This is a genomic window from Streptomyces sp. NPDC040610 (assembly GCF_055594065.1).
Map to the genome: position 1 here is coordinate 1 of NZ_JBVIXA010000002.1, position 14,985 is coordinate 14,985.

General features: G+C 72.6%; 11 protein-coding genes and 1 pseudogene. 6 read left to right on the forward strand and 6 right to left on the reverse strand.

What is annotated here, in order from left to right; all coding sequences use genetic code 11:
- Positions 1-233: 233 nt before the first annotated feature.
- Entirely contained in the window at positions 234-737 is a 504-nt protein-coding gene (locus tag ACZ6AA_RS06935; protein WP_468462388.1) for a hypothetical protein, read from the reverse strand.
- 286 nt (positions 738-1,023) lie between these two features.
- Between ACZ6AA_RS06935 and ACZ6AA_RS06940 the strand changes: the two genes are divergently transcribed.
- Both ACZ6AA_RS06940 and ACZ6AA_RS06945 read left to right on the forward strand, forming a co-directional pair.
- Positions 1,024-4,956 (forward strand): nSTAND1 domain-containing NTPase, encoded by a 3,933-nt coding sequence (locus ACZ6AA_RS06940; RefSeq protein ID WP_471456657.1) that lies wholly within the window; start codon positions 1,024-1,026, stop codon positions 4,954-4,956.
- 162 nt (positions 4,957-5,118) lie between these two features.
- Entirely contained in the window at positions 5,119-5,523 is a 405-nt protein-coding gene (locus ACZ6AA_RS06945) for a RidA family protein (RefSeq protein ID WP_468462386.1), read from the forward strand.
- Between the two features lie 68 nt (positions 5,524-5,591).
- On the opposite strand, the gene ACZ6AA_RS06950 is transcribed toward ACZ6AA_RS06945, so the two are convergent.
- Positions 5,592-8,375, reverse strand: coding sequence for an AfsR/SARP family transcriptional regulator (locus ACZ6AA_RS06950; protein ID WP_471456659.1), 2,784 nt, complete (start codon positions 8,373-8,375; stop codon positions 5,592-5,594).
- 133 nt (positions 8,376-8,508) lie between these two features.
- Between ACZ6AA_RS06950 and ACZ6AA_RS06955 the strand changes: the two are divergent.
- The 3 genes and pseudogenes from ACZ6AA_RS06955 to ACZ6AA_RS06965 all read left to right on the forward strand — a co-directional run.
- A pseudogene (locus ACZ6AA_RS06955) lies at positions 8,509-8,688 on the forward strand (GNAT family N-acetyltransferase); the annotation flags it as partial.
- A 51-nt stretch (positions 8,689-8,739) separates the two neighbouring features.
- Positions 8,740-9,153, forward strand: coding sequence for a VOC family protein (locus ACZ6AA_RS06960; protein ID WP_471456661.1), 414 nt, complete (start codon positions 8,740-8,742; stop codon positions 9,151-9,153).
- A 17-nt stretch (positions 9,154-9,170) separates the two neighbouring features.
- Complete coding sequence (locus tag ACZ6AA_RS06965; protein ID WP_468458066.1) at positions 9,171-9,431, forward strand: hypothetical protein; 261 nt, start codon at positions 9,171-9,173, stop codon at positions 9,429-9,431.
- Between the two features lie 14 nt (positions 9,432-9,445).
- Here ACZ6AA_RS06965 and ACZ6AA_RS06970 read toward each other — a convergent pair whose 3' ends face one another.
- Together ACZ6AA_RS06970 and ACZ6AA_RS06975 are read right to left on the reverse strand one after the other, a co-directional pair.
- Entirely contained in the window at positions 9,446-10,435 is a 990-nt protein-coding gene (locus ACZ6AA_RS06970) for an NAD(P)-dependent alcohol dehydrogenase (RefSeq protein ID WP_471456663.1), read from the reverse strand.
- 216 nt (positions 10,436-10,651) lie between these two features.
- Entirely contained in the window at positions 10,652-11,329 is a 678-nt protein-coding gene (locus ACZ6AA_RS06975; protein ID WP_471456665.1) for a DUF4232 domain-containing protein, read from the reverse strand.
- A 511-nt stretch (positions 11,330-11,840) separates the two neighbouring features.
- Between ACZ6AA_RS06975 and ACZ6AA_RS06980 the strand changes: the two genes are divergently transcribed.
- Positions 11,841-12,749, forward strand: a complete 909-nt coding sequence (locus tag ACZ6AA_RS06980) for an aminoglycoside phosphotransferase family protein (RefSeq protein ID WP_468458060.1) — start codon at positions 11,841-11,843, stop codon at positions 12,747-12,749.
- 94 nt (positions 12,750-12,843) lie between these two features.
- Here ACZ6AA_RS06980 and ACZ6AA_RS06985 read toward each other — a convergent pair whose 3' ends face one another.
- Positions 12,844-13,413, reverse strand: coding sequence for a dienelactone hydrolase family protein (locus tag ACZ6AA_RS06985; protein WP_468458058.1), 570 nt, complete (start codon positions 13,411-13,413; stop codon positions 12,844-12,846).
- Between the two features lie 95 nt (positions 13,414-13,508).
- Positions 13,509-14,702: a serine hydrolase domain-containing protein gene (locus ACZ6AA_RS06990; protein ID WP_471456668.1), complete on the reverse strand. Its 1,194-nt coding sequence runs from the start codon at positions 14,700-14,702 to the stop codon at positions 13,509-13,511.
- Positions 14,703-14,985: the final 283 nt, after the last annotated feature.

Genomic DNA, 14,985 nt, shown 5'->3' on the forward strand with positions numbered 1-14,985 from the left:
TCGCTCCCCCCCCCCCCCCCCCCCCCCTCCTCCCCCCCCCCCCCCCCCCACCCCCCCCCCCCCTCCCCCCCCCCCCCCCTCCCCTCCCCGCCCCCCCCCCCCCCCCCCCCCCCCCCCCTCCCTCCCCCCCCCCCCCTCCCCCCCCCCCCCCCCCCCCCCCCCCCCCCCCCCCACCCTCTTCCCCCCCCCCCCCCCCCCCACCCCCCCCCCCCCCCCGATCCTGCGGCAGTTGGTCAGAACCTCCAGGGCTTGCAGTTCAGGAGCTTCTTCGTGCCGACCTTGCGGTCGCAGGCGTACGCGACGACCTTGTCCTTGGCCTTGAACGACCACGACTTGGTGCTGTTGACGACGGCCACGCGATTCTTGACCGTCCGCCAGCCGCCGCCCTTGAATTCGTCGTACTTGAGCGCCAGGACGGCCTCGTACCCGTCACCCGCCACGCGGTCCTGCGCCGTGGCGCCCGAGAACTTGCCGTCGTAGAAGGCGCGGCCGTTGGCGTCCTTGCCCGCGTACCAGTACTGGTACGTCCCGCTGATCTTGGCCTTGCTGCTGCCGGACGTCCCGTGGAAGCCGATGGGCGCGGCGCTGGAGGAGCGGGGGCTCTTCTCGTGCGGGGCCGTGGTGGACGCGCCGGCGGATGACGCTCCGCTGAGCACGAGCCCCGCGAACGCTCCGGTGACTCCGGCGCTTGTGACCGCCTTGCGCCAGCGGGTGCGCGGCTTCGTCGATGCAGACATGTGTCGTCCCTCCCCGCCGCGGGCCGACCTCGGCTCAGAGGTCTGTGGAACCCGCGGATCGACAGCGCGGCAGGCCCCGCGCCGAGGCGGGCCGTGGCCGTGCTGATGACGAAGAGTTCACAGCGTGCGACGTTTTTCAGCACCCCACTTCCGTCCTGGTGAACAATCGCGGCAGGGTCGGGCGGGGCGGGGCGCGTGACCCGCGCGAGGCCGTCGCATTGCTTGCTGGGAAGGGCGGCGGCTCGTAGGTTGACACGGTTGATCAACGGAATACGGGGGGCGTGGGGTGGGGCGTCGGGAGAAGCCGCTCGATCCGACGGACGGGCCGGTGGCCCGGTTCGCGGTGGAGTTGCGCAAGGTGCGGCAGGAGGCGGGAGCTCCGTCGTATCGAGTGATGGCCCAGCAGGTGGGCTACTCGGTGACGGCGCTGTCGCAGGCGGCCGCGGGCGAGAACCTGCCGTCGCTGGCGGTGGTGCTCGCGTACGCGCGGGCCTGTGGGGCCGATCCGCAGGAGTGGGAGCGCCGCTTGCGTGAGGCGGTGCGGGAGCAGGCCGAGGAGTCGCTGGGCGAGGGTGAGGGCGACGGCGGGCAGTCGCCGTATCGGGGTCTGACGCGCTACGAACCGGGCGACGAGGGGCTGTTCTTCGGGCGGGAGCGCTTGACCGATGACCTGGTGGGGCGTGTGCGTGCGTCCCGCTTCACCGTGGTCTTCGGTCCCTCCGGGGGCGGCAAGTCGTCCCTTCTGCGGGCGGGGCTCATACCCCGGCTGCGGCGCCCCGATGATGCGGCGGAGCGTCCCGCGGCCATTCGGATCCTCACACCGGGCGAGCATCCTTTGCGTACGCACACAGCGGTGCTGACGCCCGCCGCGGGGGACGGTGACACCTGGCTGATCGTGGACCAGTTCGAGGAGGTGTTCACGCTGTGCCGGGATCCGCAGGAGCGGGCGGACTTCATCGACGGGCTCCTGGCGGCGCGGAATCCCGACAGCCGCTTGCGGGTGGTGCTCGGCGTACGGGCCGACTTCTACGGCCGCTGCGCCGAACACCGCGCCCTGGCGGAAGGCTTGTCCGACGCCGGCCTCCTGGTCACGGCGATGTCGCCCGCCGAGCTGAGGCAGGCGGTCGTGAAGCCCGCCCAGGTCGCGGGGCTGATCGTGGAACGGGAGTTGACCGCCCGGCTCGTGAAGGAGGCCGGGAGTGAGCCGGGGGCGCTGCCGCTGCTCTCCCACGCGCTGCGCGAGACCTGGCGGCGACGGCGCGGCCGGACGCTGACCTTGCAGGGGTACGAGGACACGGGCGGCGTCCACGGTGCCATCGCCCGCACCGCCGAGGACGTCCACGCCCAGCTCTCCGACAGCCGCAGGGAGTTGGCACGGCTTGTGCTGCTGCGGCTGATTGCCCCGGGTGAGGGGGCCCAGGACACCCGGCGGCCGATCCGGCGCGCGGAACTCGACTTCGGTGATGGCGACGAGGTCGACGCCGTGGTGGACCTGCTGGCCCGGGCCCGCCTCATCACCCTCGACGACGACACCGTCGACCTCGCCCACGAGGCGCTGATCACTTCCTGGCCCCGCCTGGGAGCCTGGGTGGACGCCCACCGGGACCGGCTGCGCGCCCACCGCCATCTGACGGAGGCGGCGCGCACGTGGGAGGAACTGGCGCACGACCGGGGCGCCTTGTACCGGGGTGCCCGGCTGACCACGGCGACGGAGCACTTCGCCGCCGACGGTGACGGGTGCGCGGATCTGACCGGGCTCGAGCTGTCCTTCCTCACGGCGAGCCGACGCGCCCGTACGCGTGCGCGGCGCCGCCGTCGTGCGCTGTCGGGCGCGCTGGCGGTGCTGGTCGTCCTGTCGGTGGTGGCGGGTGCCATGGCGTGGCGGGAGAGCCGTACGAGCGAGCGGCGGCACGTCGAGGCGGAGGCCCGCCGCATCGCCGCGGCCGCCGCCACCATGCGTGATCACGACCCGGTCACCGCGATGCGGCTGAGCGTCGCCGCCTGGCGGCTCGCGGAGTCCACCGAGACCCGCTCGGCGCTGCTGGGTGCCATGGCGCAGCACGAGGTGTCGTCCTTCTCCCGCACCGGCGCCCCGACGGATGCCGTGGCGACCGAGTTGACCGCCGACGGGCGGACGCTGGTGGCGGTGGGCGCGGGGCACGTGCGCACCTGGGACATGCGCGAGCCGCGGCCGAGGGCTCGTGCGTACCCCGGTCCCGGCAAGCTGGTCGCGGACGGCCCGGATGTGACGGTGAGCCCGGACGGCCGGACGCTGGCCGTGCTCACGACCGACTCCACGGTGCTGTGGGACGTCCGCGCCGGTCGCGTGCTCAGGCGCCTGCCCGCGACCGAGGCGCAGAGCGTGGTCTTCTCCCCCGACGGCAAGCGGGTGGCGCTGAAGGTGTGGAACGTGGACGACGAGGGCACGGCGGAGGGCGGGGGCGGGGCGGCTGTGCCGCAGGGCGCGCGCGGGGCGGAGGTCGCGAGAGATTCAGGTACGTCACAGGGCGCGGACACCGCGTACAGCAAGCTCTACGACGTACGCAGCGGCCGCACCCTGCTGGCCATGAAGCAGCGGCATCCGTACAAGTCGGAGAGCTTCGCACTGAGCGCGGACAACCGGCTCCTTGCCCGGTGCGGTGAGGAAGGTCCGCTGGAGGTCTGGGACATCGCCCGGCGCGCCCGGCTCGACCGCTCCTGGCTGGACGAGGACAAGAAGCGGTTCGACTGCGGCGGCGGCTCGTTCGTGTTCACCCCGGACAGCAGGTATCTGGCACGCGTCAGCGGCCGTGAGATCCGCCGCTGGGACCTGCGCGGCGGCCGCGAGGCGCCGCGCGTGGTGGGCAGAGGACTGGAGGACGTCCGTTTCAGCGCGGACAGCGAGTTCGTGGTGGCGTCCACGGCGGACGGGGTCGCGATGTGGCGGCTGGCCTCACCGGACGCGCCGGTGTTGCGCCACGCCACCGTAGGCAGCGCGTCCTGGGGGTTCGAGCTCGACCTGGACGCGGGAGTCGTGCGCTACTTCAACGAGACGCGGACGGTCCTGCACTCGCTGAGCGTGAAGTCCGCGGTCGAGGCGTCATGGCGCAAGGAGTACTTCTCCCCGGGGCGGCTGGCCGAGGACGGCCGCACCCAGGCCGTCGTCCGCCACGCGGAGGGCGGCAAGGAACTGCGGCTGGTGGACACCCGCAGCGGGCGGACCGTCTTCAAGCCGCCGGTCGAGCCCTGCCCCAAGGCCGCCGAGAACAAGCCCGCGCCCGCCGGTCCTGACGAAACATCACCGGACGAGGAGCCGGGCGCGGCCGAAATGGGTGAAGGTCCGGGGCCGGAGGAGTGCACCGACCTCATGGCGTTCAGCGCCGACGGCCGGTACTTCGCCTACGCGCAGGCACGGCAGTTGGGCGGCGCCACAGCGCCGAAGCGGGACCGGGTCGGCGTCTGGGACGTCCGCAAGGGCCGTGAGCACGCGGTGGTCGATCTGGACGCGAACGAGATGGGCGGGAGCGGTCTGGACGGTCTCGTGCTCAGCGCCGACGGGTCCCGTCTGTTCCTGGCCCGTACCTCGATGCAGGAGACCACCGAGGTGTGGGACCTGCGCTCCGGCGGTCGGCCCAAGAAGGTGAGGACGCTGTCGGGCATCTCCGGCGGGCTCGCGGTACGACGGGACTCGGCCCGGGTCGCCTCCTGGCAGGCCATCGCCGACCCCCGCTCCGGCAAGACCGTGCGCACGTCGCTGAGCGGCACCCTGACCAGCGAGCTGGCGTTCAGCCCCGGCGGGCAGTACCTGGCCGCGGGCGACGCCTACGGCCGGGTGACCATCTGGGACGGCACCGGACACACGCGCCGCGCCGTGCTGACCGCCGCGGACGCCGACACCGCGCCCACCACCGACGACGACCCGGTCGGCGCGCTCGCCTTCTCCCGCGACAACACCACGCTCGCCGTCGCCACCCACTCCGGCACGATCCAACTGTGGGACGTCCCCTCCAGCCAGCCACTGGGCTCGCCCCTGCCCACCCCCGGCGACACGATCACGTCGCTGGCCTTCAGCCCCGACGGCAGGACGCTGTACGCGGGCGGATCCCATGTGCCGTCGCAGAAATACACGCTCGACCCCGCGCGTCTGGTCACCGCCGTGTGCGAGCGGGCGGGGTCCGGGCTGTCACGGCGGGACTGGCGGACGTATCTGCCGGATCTGCCCTACCGTGCCACCTGCTGAGTGGCGGAGCGGCCGCTCGCACGGCAACGGCAGCTCGGACCGCTCCGACCGCTCCGACCGCTCCGACCGCTCCGACCGCTCCGACCGCTCCGACCGCTCCGACCGCGAAAACTCGTCGTACAGGGCTGGAATGAGCCAGCCTGCACACGCGTTCGGGCAGACATGACTAATGATCACCGCACCATCACCAACCCGGCCACCCTCCACGACCCGACCCCCTTCGGCTACAGCCACGCCGTCTCGGCACCCGGCGAACTCGTCTTCATCGCCGGGCAGTACGCCTCCGACAGCACCGGCGCCCCCGTCCCCGCCGACTTCGCCACCCAGGTGGAACTCGCGCTCGACCGGCTCCAGTCGGCGCTGGAGGGCGTCGGCCTCGGCTACGAGAACGTGGTCCGCCTCGGCAGCTTCATCGTCGACCACGACATGGAGAAGCTGGAGGCCCTCGGCAAGGTGCTGCACGCGCGCTTCGGCGACCGGCTTCCCGCCCAGACCCTCAGCGGCGTCGCCGCCCTGGCGCTCCCGGGCATGCTCTTCGAAATCGACGCGACAGCGGTACGGCCGTAACGAAGAGCCAGGAGCATGCGGAAGCGGCGGGCACGGTCGAGGGACCACTCCCCCGGCTCCTGGCCCCGTCAGCGCAAGCGATTCCGTACCCGCTCCGCCTGGGTGCGGCGGTTCTGCGACTCGTACAGCGTCAGGGCCTGCTGCCACGCCTCGCGGGCCGCGGTGGTCTGACCCAGGCAGTGGTGGGTCTCGGCCAGGTTCGTGAGGGTGTCGGCCTCGTTCGAGGAGTCGGAGCGTTCACGGAAGAGGGCCAAGGCCTGCTCGAAGTACTCCAGGGCTTCGGGGAGTTGGCCGGAGTGGTGGGCGATGTAGCCGAGGCTGTCGAGGGTGGAGGCGGTGTCGGCCGGGCTGCCGTGCTCCTCGTAGAGGCGCAGCGCCTGCTCGCAGTGGGTGCGCGCCTCGGGGTACCGGGCGAGCTGGGCGTGCATCCAGCCGACGGCGTTGAGCTGGTTGGCCTGCCAGAACGGGTTGTCCAACCGCCGGTACAGGTCGAGGGCGCGCAGCGCGTGGTCGAGGGCGCGCTCGTCGTCGCCGTTCTGCTCCCAGACGCGGCCGAGGGTGCGGCAGATGTGCGCCTGGCCTGCGATGTCGTTGGTGCGCTCGGCCAGGGCGAGGGCCTGGCGGAGGTGTTCGAGCGCCTCGGGGTGGTCGCCGGTCAGGGAGCGGGCGTGGCCGTAGCGCCAGTGGGCGAGGGCCTTGGGGGCGGGGGTGTCTCCATGCTGTTCGGAGGCCGTGAGGGCGGTGCGCCAGACGGTGAGGTACTCCGTGAGGTGATAGCCGCCCTGGTGGTACGAGATGAGGGTCCAGGCCAGCTGCCAGACCTGGCGGAGGCGGCCGGTGGCCAGGGCGAGCGACTGCACGGCGAGCAGGCAGGCGTGTTCGTCGTCGAACCACTGGAGCGCCGCCGCGAAGTCGGCCGGACTCAGGGGGGCGCAGCCCGGCGCCGGAGGTTCGGGCTGGACCATGAAGGGCGTGTGGGGGCCGTCGAGGAGCCGGTTGGCCGCGTACGCGGTGTGCAGGTGGAAGTCGACGAGCCGGTTCAGGGCGGACTCGACGTCCTGGTCGAACTGTTGGTGGGCGACCTCGCGCGCGTACAGCCGGATCAGGTCGTGCAGGTGGTAGCGGCCCGGCCGGTCCTGGCGCACCAGGTGGGCGCCCTCCAGTTCGGCGAGCAGGGTGCGGGCGCGGGGCACGGGCACGGCCGCGAGGCTGGCCGCGGCGGCGAGGCTGATGTCGGGGCCGGGGGCCAGGCCGAGCAGGACGAACAGCGTCGCGGCCTCGGGGGTGAGAGCGTGGTGCGAGGCGGCGAAGGCGGCGCGCAGGCTGGCGGTGAGGTCACCGGCGTGGAGGGCGTCGAGGCGGTCGGTGGCCTGGCTGAGTTCCGTGGCCAGGGCGGCGAGCGGGAACTCCGGGTGGGTGGCGGCGCGGGCGGCCACGATGCCCAGGGCCAGGGGCAGTCCCGCGCAGTGGTCGACCAGGGCGCTGACGGCTTCGGGCTCGGCGGCGACGCGGGGCATGCCGAGGTGGCTGGTGAGGAGTTGGTGTGCGGCGGCGGGGTCGAGGACGTCCAGGGGCAGCGGCCGGGCGCCGTGCGTGGCCACGAGCGCGGTCAGGCGACTGCGGCTGGTGATCAGGACGGTGCAGGCGGGGCTGCCCGGAAGGAGCGGGCGGACCTGGTCGGCGTCGCGGGCGTTGTCGAGCACGATGAGCATGCGGCGTTCGGCGACGAGGCTGCGGTAGAGCGCGGTCTGGCCGTCGAGGTGCGGCGGAATGCCGTCCGGGGCGACGCCGAGCGCGTCGAGGAAGCCGCGTACCGCCGTGGGCACGGGCATCGGCTCCGCCGTCGGGTCGAAGCCGCGGAGGTTCACGTACAGCTGCCCGTCGGGGAAGCGCTGCGTGTTCTCGTGCGCCCAGCGCACGGCCAGCCAGGTCTTGCCGACGCCGCCGGAGCCGCCGATCGCCGAGATCACCACGGTCTCGCCCAGGGCCTTGGTCAGTTGGTCGAGTTCGTCGCCGCGCCCGGTGAACACGCCTGGTGACAGGGGCAGTTGGCGGGGCACGGGGGTGGAGGGCAGGGCTGCGGCGCTCGGTGATCGCGGCAGGCCCAGGCGCGGGTCGTCGGTGAGGATGCGCTGGTGGAGTTCCCGCAAGGGGGTTCCGGGGTCCACGCCCAGCTCCTCGGCGAGGTGTTCCCTGATGCGCTGGTAGTGACCGAGGGCGTCGGCCGCGCGGCCCGCTCCGTGCAGGGCGAGCATGAGCTGTCCGGCCAGTCGCTCGTCCAGGGGGTGGGCCTCGGCCCGTGCGGTCAGTTCGGCGAGGAGTTCGCCGTGGCGGCCCTGTCGCAGGGCGAGGTCGTTGCGGTCCAGTTCGGCGGCGAGCCGTTCGCGGGCGAGGGTGTCGCGCAGGGCGTTGAACCAGGGTGTGTCCAGGCCGGAGAACGCCTCGCCCCGCCATTGGGCGAGTGCCCGCGCGAACAGCTCCGCGGCCTCTTCGTCGTCCTCGCTCGCTCTGGCCTGCGCCACCAGGTCGCGGAATCGGTGCAGGTCCACGGTCGAGGGGTCGACGGTGAGCCGGTATCCGCCCGGCTCCTTGTCGATGCGCACCCCGCTCCGCTCGAGCTGGCTCAGCGCCTGGCGTAATCGGGACAGGTAGCTGTAGAGCGTGGACTGGAGCCGCCGCGGGGGTCGGTCACCCCAGATGCGGTCGGCCAGCTGGTCCACGGAGACCGTGCGGTTGGCGTCCGCGAGGAGTGCCGCCAGGACCCCGCGCTGCCGCATGTGTCCGATGCTCAACGGCCGTTCGTCCACCGTGACTTCGATGTCTCCCAGCACCACGAAGCGGGCCGTCACCACGCCGCACCTCCTGCCCCCGTGACCTGCGGCCAGGCGGTGCCCCGCAGGTTCCCCCCACCCACCCTGACCCCGCGAGTCAAGGTTTGTCCGAGCGTTGTCCAGGCTCGGCCGAAAACCGGTCACGTCCGCAGCCGTGCGGCGAGTGCAGATCGAGACGCTGCCGGACACCCCCGCGACGCTCCGCGCCGCCGAGCGCGACGGCTTCGTCCGCGAGGGCGTGCTGCGCTCCGCGGCCTGGGTGATGGGCGAGTTCCTCGACGAGGTGCTGCTCGGGCTGCTCGTCGAGGAGTGGAAGCCGGATGCCAAGGCCTAGGGTGCCTGTCTCGAAGTCCGGCTCATTTCCTTCTTGTGGCAAGATCGCGGAATGCTACGACTAACTGACTTCATCATCGACTGCCCGGACACGATGAAGCTGGCCGCCTTCTACTCCGAGGTGACGGAGCTCCCCGTCAAGGAGGGCAGCAACGAGCACTGGGCCGGTATCCAGTTCGGCGAGATCGAACTGGCCTTCATCCAGGTGGAGGACTACCGCGCCCCGCGGTGGCCCGACAGCGAGCACCCCAAGCAGTTCCACCTCGACTTCGAAGTCGACGACATCGAGGCCGAACAGCACCGCGTCCTGGCCCTCGGCGCGACCCTGCAGCGGGACTGCGTCGGCCCCAACGGCTACGGCTTCCGCGTCTACACCGACCCCATTGGCCACCCCTTCTGCCTCTGCCGCAACAAGGGTGTCGTCTGGACCGATCAGGGCCCCACCTGGCCCCAGCGCGACCAGTAGGTCGATACGGTCGCCCCATGCACGTACGAGCAGTGGATCCGCGGGACACCGCCTGGGAGCACGACGACGCCACCTATCGGGCCTCCTTCTGGGACCGGTCGCAGGGGGCGTCGGACGAGTACGAGGTGACGGGTGCCGATGTCGAGGAAGTCCTGACCTGGGCGCGCGTCAAGGCGGATGAGACCGGCTCGGCGTACACGTTGTACGTGCGCGTCGTCGACGAGGGCAAGCCCGGTCTGGTCCGGCTCAGCGGGATGGCGGGCGACCCGTTCGCTTGAGGCCGCCGCCCGTCTCACGGCGGGTCGGCCCCGGGCGCCATCGTAAGGACCACCTTGCCCCGGGGGTGGCCCCGCTCCAGATGGCGGACGGCGGCCGGGGCCTCGGCCAGGGGGTAGGTGCTGTCGACGACCGGGGTGAGGGCGCCGCTCTCGATCAGGGACGTGAGGGTCTCGAGGTCGGCACGGCGTACGGCCGCGAACAGGCCGAGGAGGTCGTGGCGCGCGACACGGGTCACCAGGGCCATCCGCAGCCGGGTGCCGGTGTCGCCGAGCCAACGGTTTCCGCCCTCGCCGCCGACGCGCACCACGGTGCCGCGCGGGGCGAGGGCGCGGCGCAGCAGGGGCAGGGGACGGTTGCCGGCGGCGTCGACGACGACGTCGTAGCGGTGGGGGCTGTCGGTGATCTCCTGGCGGGCGTAGTCGAGGACGGTCGTGGCACCGAGGGTGCGTACGAACGTGGCCGCGCGGCCTCCGCAGACACCGTCGACCTCCGCGCCGTGGACGACGGCGAGTTGGACGGCGTAGCTGCCCACCCCGCCGGAGGCGCCGATGACCAGGACTCGCTGACCGGCGCGCAGCCCCGCCTTGGTGTGCAGCGCCTGCAGGGCGGTGACGGCGGAGACCGGGACGGCGGCGGCCTGCACGAAGGTGACGTTCGCGGGCTTGGGGGCGATCCTCTCGGCCTTGGCGAGCGCGTACTCGGCGAAGGAGCCGTCGAAGTGCCCGTACACCGCGTCGCCGGGGGCGAGGCCCGTCACCTTCGCGCCGACCGCCTCGACGCGTCCGGCGCCGTCCCAGCCCCGTACGGGATTCCTGGGCCTGCGCAGTCCGAAGACCGGGCGGACCATGAAGGGCAGCCCGGTCATCACATGCAGGACGTCGGGGCCGACTCCGGCGGCGTGCACGCGTACCAGCACCTCGCCCTCGGCAGGGATGGGCGGATCGACGTCCCGTACGTGAAGCGTGTCCGCGGAGCCGTAGACGTGCTGCACGATGGCCTTCACGGTGGTTTCTCCCGGTCCGGGCGAGCGGGTACGGCGGGCCTTCGCAAGCATCGCGCGAACCCACTCCGCTGCCTAGAGCCCGACGGCGGCCGACGCCGAAGTCCGGCGCCGACCTCAGGGGCGGCGCCGGACTCATCGGGCAGGCCTTGGGGGGCCCACCCGGTGCGCGGGCAGCGTGTCCCGGCCCCACGTCCCCGCTCGGGCTCTCCGAGCGGGTCAGTTCGCCCCGCCCTGCCCTGCGCTGCCCATCGGGCCGACCTTGACGGGGGAACCGCCGTCCTCGGTCACGGGCAGGGTGGAAGCGCCCGGCCACTCGATGGAGAACGACTTCGTCTCCCCGGGAGGCGTGATCACGAGCCCCGTGACGCTGACGCCGGAGCCGCCCGAGTCGTTGACCGGGTAGGTGACACCGAAGGACACCGACTCGCCGTCCTTGAGGGTCATCGGGCTGGACTGCCCCGTGCGCGTGGCGGACAGGTCCCCCTCGCTGGTCTTCAGGTCGACGCCCGCGAATCCGGTCAGGGCGCAGTCCCGGCCGCCACCGTTCTTGAACGTCACCGCGACCGTGCCCTCGGTGTCACCGTCGATGGTGCTGTCCGACGCGGAGATGTCCAGCTCGTCGGTGCGGCACTTGCCGGACTTGGCGCTCGCGTCGGAGCCGCCCCCGGTGGCCGCGCCCTGCCCGCCGGAGTCCTTCCCGCCGGAGTCCTTGCCCGCGGAGCCCTTCCCGCCGTCCTGCTCCGCACCGCCCGAGCCCGAACCGCCGGAGGAGGACGACGCGGTGGACTCGGCCGACGGGGAGTCCCCCGCCGAGTCGTCACCGTCGTTGCACGCCGAGAGCGAGAGAGTCGCGGCAACGGCCAGGGCGGCGAAGGTGAGCTTGTGAACGCGCATCGATTCTTCCTCAGTATCGGTTGGGGTGTCGGCCGCTCGGTCCGTGCCGTACGAGTCGTACACGTCGTACGAGTTGGTCCGAGCGGGCGTTGCTGACCTGCATGAGCCGCTCGGCTCGCAGCCGCGTTCATCCCAACCGCCCGCTAATACACCCCTGTTACACGCACCGCGAGGCACGAGACGCACCGACTCAGGGCGCGCTCCGGCCGTGTCCGCCCCTCCCGGCACCGGTGCCGCGCCCTCCCCCGCCGCCCTCCAGCACGGAAAACGGGGCCTGCGCGCGATGAGCCGCATGGGCTCGGGGGCCTGCCGCCGAGGAACCGGGCGCGCCGGTTCCGACCGCAATTGCGCACCCGTTCGAACCTGCCGCCCTCTGGGACAGACCTGTAACCCTGTGGATCTTGACCCGGCCGGCGCCAACCCCCCTATGCCGTAGACGACTTCGCGACCGAGTGCCTCTCGGGTGTGCCGATGCCTCAGGCGTCCCGCCACCCCACTACCGTTGCTCCCCATGACAGTCGCCACGACGGACATCACCGCGGACCTGATCCGGGATCTGCTGCGCGAGCAGCACCCCGACCTGGCGGATCTCCCCGTGAAGCTGGGGGCGCGTGGCTGGGACAACCAGCTGTGGCGGCTCGGCGACGATCTCGCCGTCCGGCTCCCGTGGGCGACGGAGTCCGCGGACGAGCTGCTGCGCAAGGAGCACGTCTGGCTGCCCGCCCTGGCGCCGCACCTACCGCTGCCGGTCCCCGTCCCGCAGCGGCTCGGTGAGCCTTCCGAGCGGTTTCCGCGGCCCTGGATCGTCACCACGTGGGTCCCGGGCGAGCCCGCCGACCGCGCCCCCGCGACGTGCGCCGCGGAGGCGGCCGACACCTTGGCCGCCTTCCTGACCGCCCTCCACCGCCCCGCCCCCGACGAGGCGCCCGCAGGCCGGAACCGGGGCGGACCGCTGGCCGACCACATCGAACCCTTCACCCAGGGGCTCGCCTCCGCGACCGAACTGGGGCTGATCCACGACCCGGACGCCGTCCGCGCTGTCTGGGAGGACGCCCTCGCCGCGCCCGACTGGACGGGTCCGCGCCTCTGGCTCCACGGCGACCTGCATCCGGCCAACATCCTCACGACGAACGGCACGTTCTCCGGCGTGATCGACTTCGGTGACCTGTTCGCGGGCGACCCGGCCTACGACCTCGCCGCCGCTTGGATCCTGTTGCCGGACGGCGCCGCCGACCGCTTCCACGCGGCCTACCGCCCGGCCCCGGACGCCGCGACCCTGCGTCGCGCCCGCGGCTGGGCGGTGCTGCGCGCTTTCGCCTGCCTCCACATCGGCCACGCCGGGGACCACGGCCTGCCCGGCGGCAAGCCCAGCTGGGGGCCGCCCGCGCACGCCTCCTTGCGGCGCCTCACCTCGCCGTAGATGCACTCGGCCGGTGAGGGCGGCCTGCGGTGCCTCCGGTGCCGTGGCCGTCGCAGCCGTGCGCCCCTGGCCTTGCGCACGACCCGCCCACGGCCTAGAGCGAGCCGAGGAACTCGATCGTCCTCCGGGTCAGGAGCTTGGCGGCGTCCGGGTCGTGGGACGCCAGCGAGTGGTCCGCGAACAGGTGCTCGTCTCCGGGGTACAGGAACATCTCCGCGTCAGCGCGGTCGGAGACGAGCGCGCGGGCGGCTTCGATGTCCTCGACGAAGAACGGATCGGCTTCCTTCGCGTGCACCTGCACCGGCACACCGTCAGGCCATGCCGCCCCGAACTCCGAGACGGGAATGCAGGCGTGGAACAGAAGCGCGCCCCGCGCGCCCGGCCGCGTCTGCGCCAGCTTCTGGGCGGGCAGCACACCGAGCGAGAAGCCGACGTAAACGGCGTCCTGCGGCAGGAGTTCGGCCGCACGGACGCCGCGCTCGGTGATCTCGCCGAAGCCGATCTGCTCGACGTAGGCCTGGCCCTCGTCGAGGGAGCCGAAGGTGCGCCCGTCGAAGAGGTCGGGCGTGTGGACGGTGTGGCCGTGCGCGCGCAGCTCGTCGGCGAAGGCCGCGACTCCGGGCGTCAGCCCCTGCGAGTGATGGAACAGTATGACCTCGGTCATGCCCAAACCCCTTGCCTGCCGGTGGCGAATGATCCGGAACTCTAGCTCCAGAGGCTGAGTCTGCGGCGGACCGCCCCGCGGCCCGGCCGACCGGGTCAGTCCTCCAGGATGAGGTCGGCGATCCTGCGAGCCAGCTCGCGGTCGGCGATCGCCCATGTCCCCTTTCTGGTGCTGTAGTTGGTGGACATCACCACCAGGGCGCGCCCGTCGACGGAGCGGACGATCTCCGAGTAGGAGCCGCCGACCTGGCTCTGCCCGGTGTGCCAGGCGATGCGGTGTTCGCCGGTGCCGGGCTCCAGGGCCCAGCCGTATCCGTACGCGAGTCCGTCCTCGGAGTCCTCGGCCGCGGACGCGTGCGGGGTGAACATCTTGCGGCGCGCGTCGGCGGAGAGGACCTCGCTGCCGTTCAGGGCGACGTGCCAGCGGAGCAGGTCCGTCGCCGTGGAGAGCATGCCGCCGTTGCCCCGCAGGTTCCAGTACGGCCCGTCGGGTGCCCAGGGCTGTTCGTTCGGGCGGCCCGCGGGCTTGCCCTTCTCGTCGTACTCGACGGCGATGTCCCGCTGGGTCCACCGCGGCCGGACGTAGCCGGTCCGCTCCAGGCCCGCGGGGCGGAAGAGGCGGTCGGCGAGGAACTGCTCGTACGGCAGGCGTGATCGCTCCTCGATGACCGCGGCGAGCAGACTGTATCCCAGGTTGGAGTAGTGGAAGGCGCGGCCCGGGCGGGAGCGCAGCTCGGTGTGGGTGAGGGCCCGGAGCATGACCGCGCGGGTTAGCGGGGTGTAGTCGTCGCCGTAGCGGTCGGGCAGGAATTCCGGCAGGCCCGAGGTGTGCGACAGGAGCTGGTGCACCGTCAGAGGGCGTAGGTGCGGCGGAAGTCCCGGGAGCAGGTCGCCGAGGCGGTCGCGTACATGGACGCGGCCATCCATCTCCAGTTTCAGCACGGCGGCCGCGGTGAACTGCTTGGTGTTGGAGGCGATGTCGTACACCGTGCCGCGTCCGCACCGGATGCCGCCTGCGCGGTCCGCGAGCCCGAAGCTCTCGCTGTACACGATGCCGGACTCGTTCGCGGCGAGGACGGTGACGCCCGGCCCCTTCGGCAGCTCGGCGGTCACCACGTCGTGGATCCGGCCGTGGAGTTCCCCGTCCGACCTGCGGTCCTTCTTCTTCTGGCCGCACGCCGTGGCACCTGCCAGGGCGGGCACGACGAGTGCCGCCCCGCGCACCACCGTTCGGCGCCCGACCGGAACCTCCTTGAACGCCCCGCCCGTTGACACCCTCGGCCCCGGCATCGACCACTCCCCCATCCCGCACTCACGCCCACCCGGCACCGGCCGTCGACGCGAGCACCACCGCCCGTTGGTGCCCAGCATGCCGGAGGGGGCGTGAAGGCCGAGTGAGGAGATGACCCGGGGGCGGGTGGGCGCGAGCCCGGGTCAGTGGCGTGTGAGCAGGTCTCCGATGCCGAGGTGTCCGCTCGGCCCGTGGCCAGGGAGGCGGCGATGCGGAGGCCGCGGTGTGGCGCTCCGCTGCGTTACCGGGCCTCGCTGCGGCGTTCATAAGACGTTGATCCAT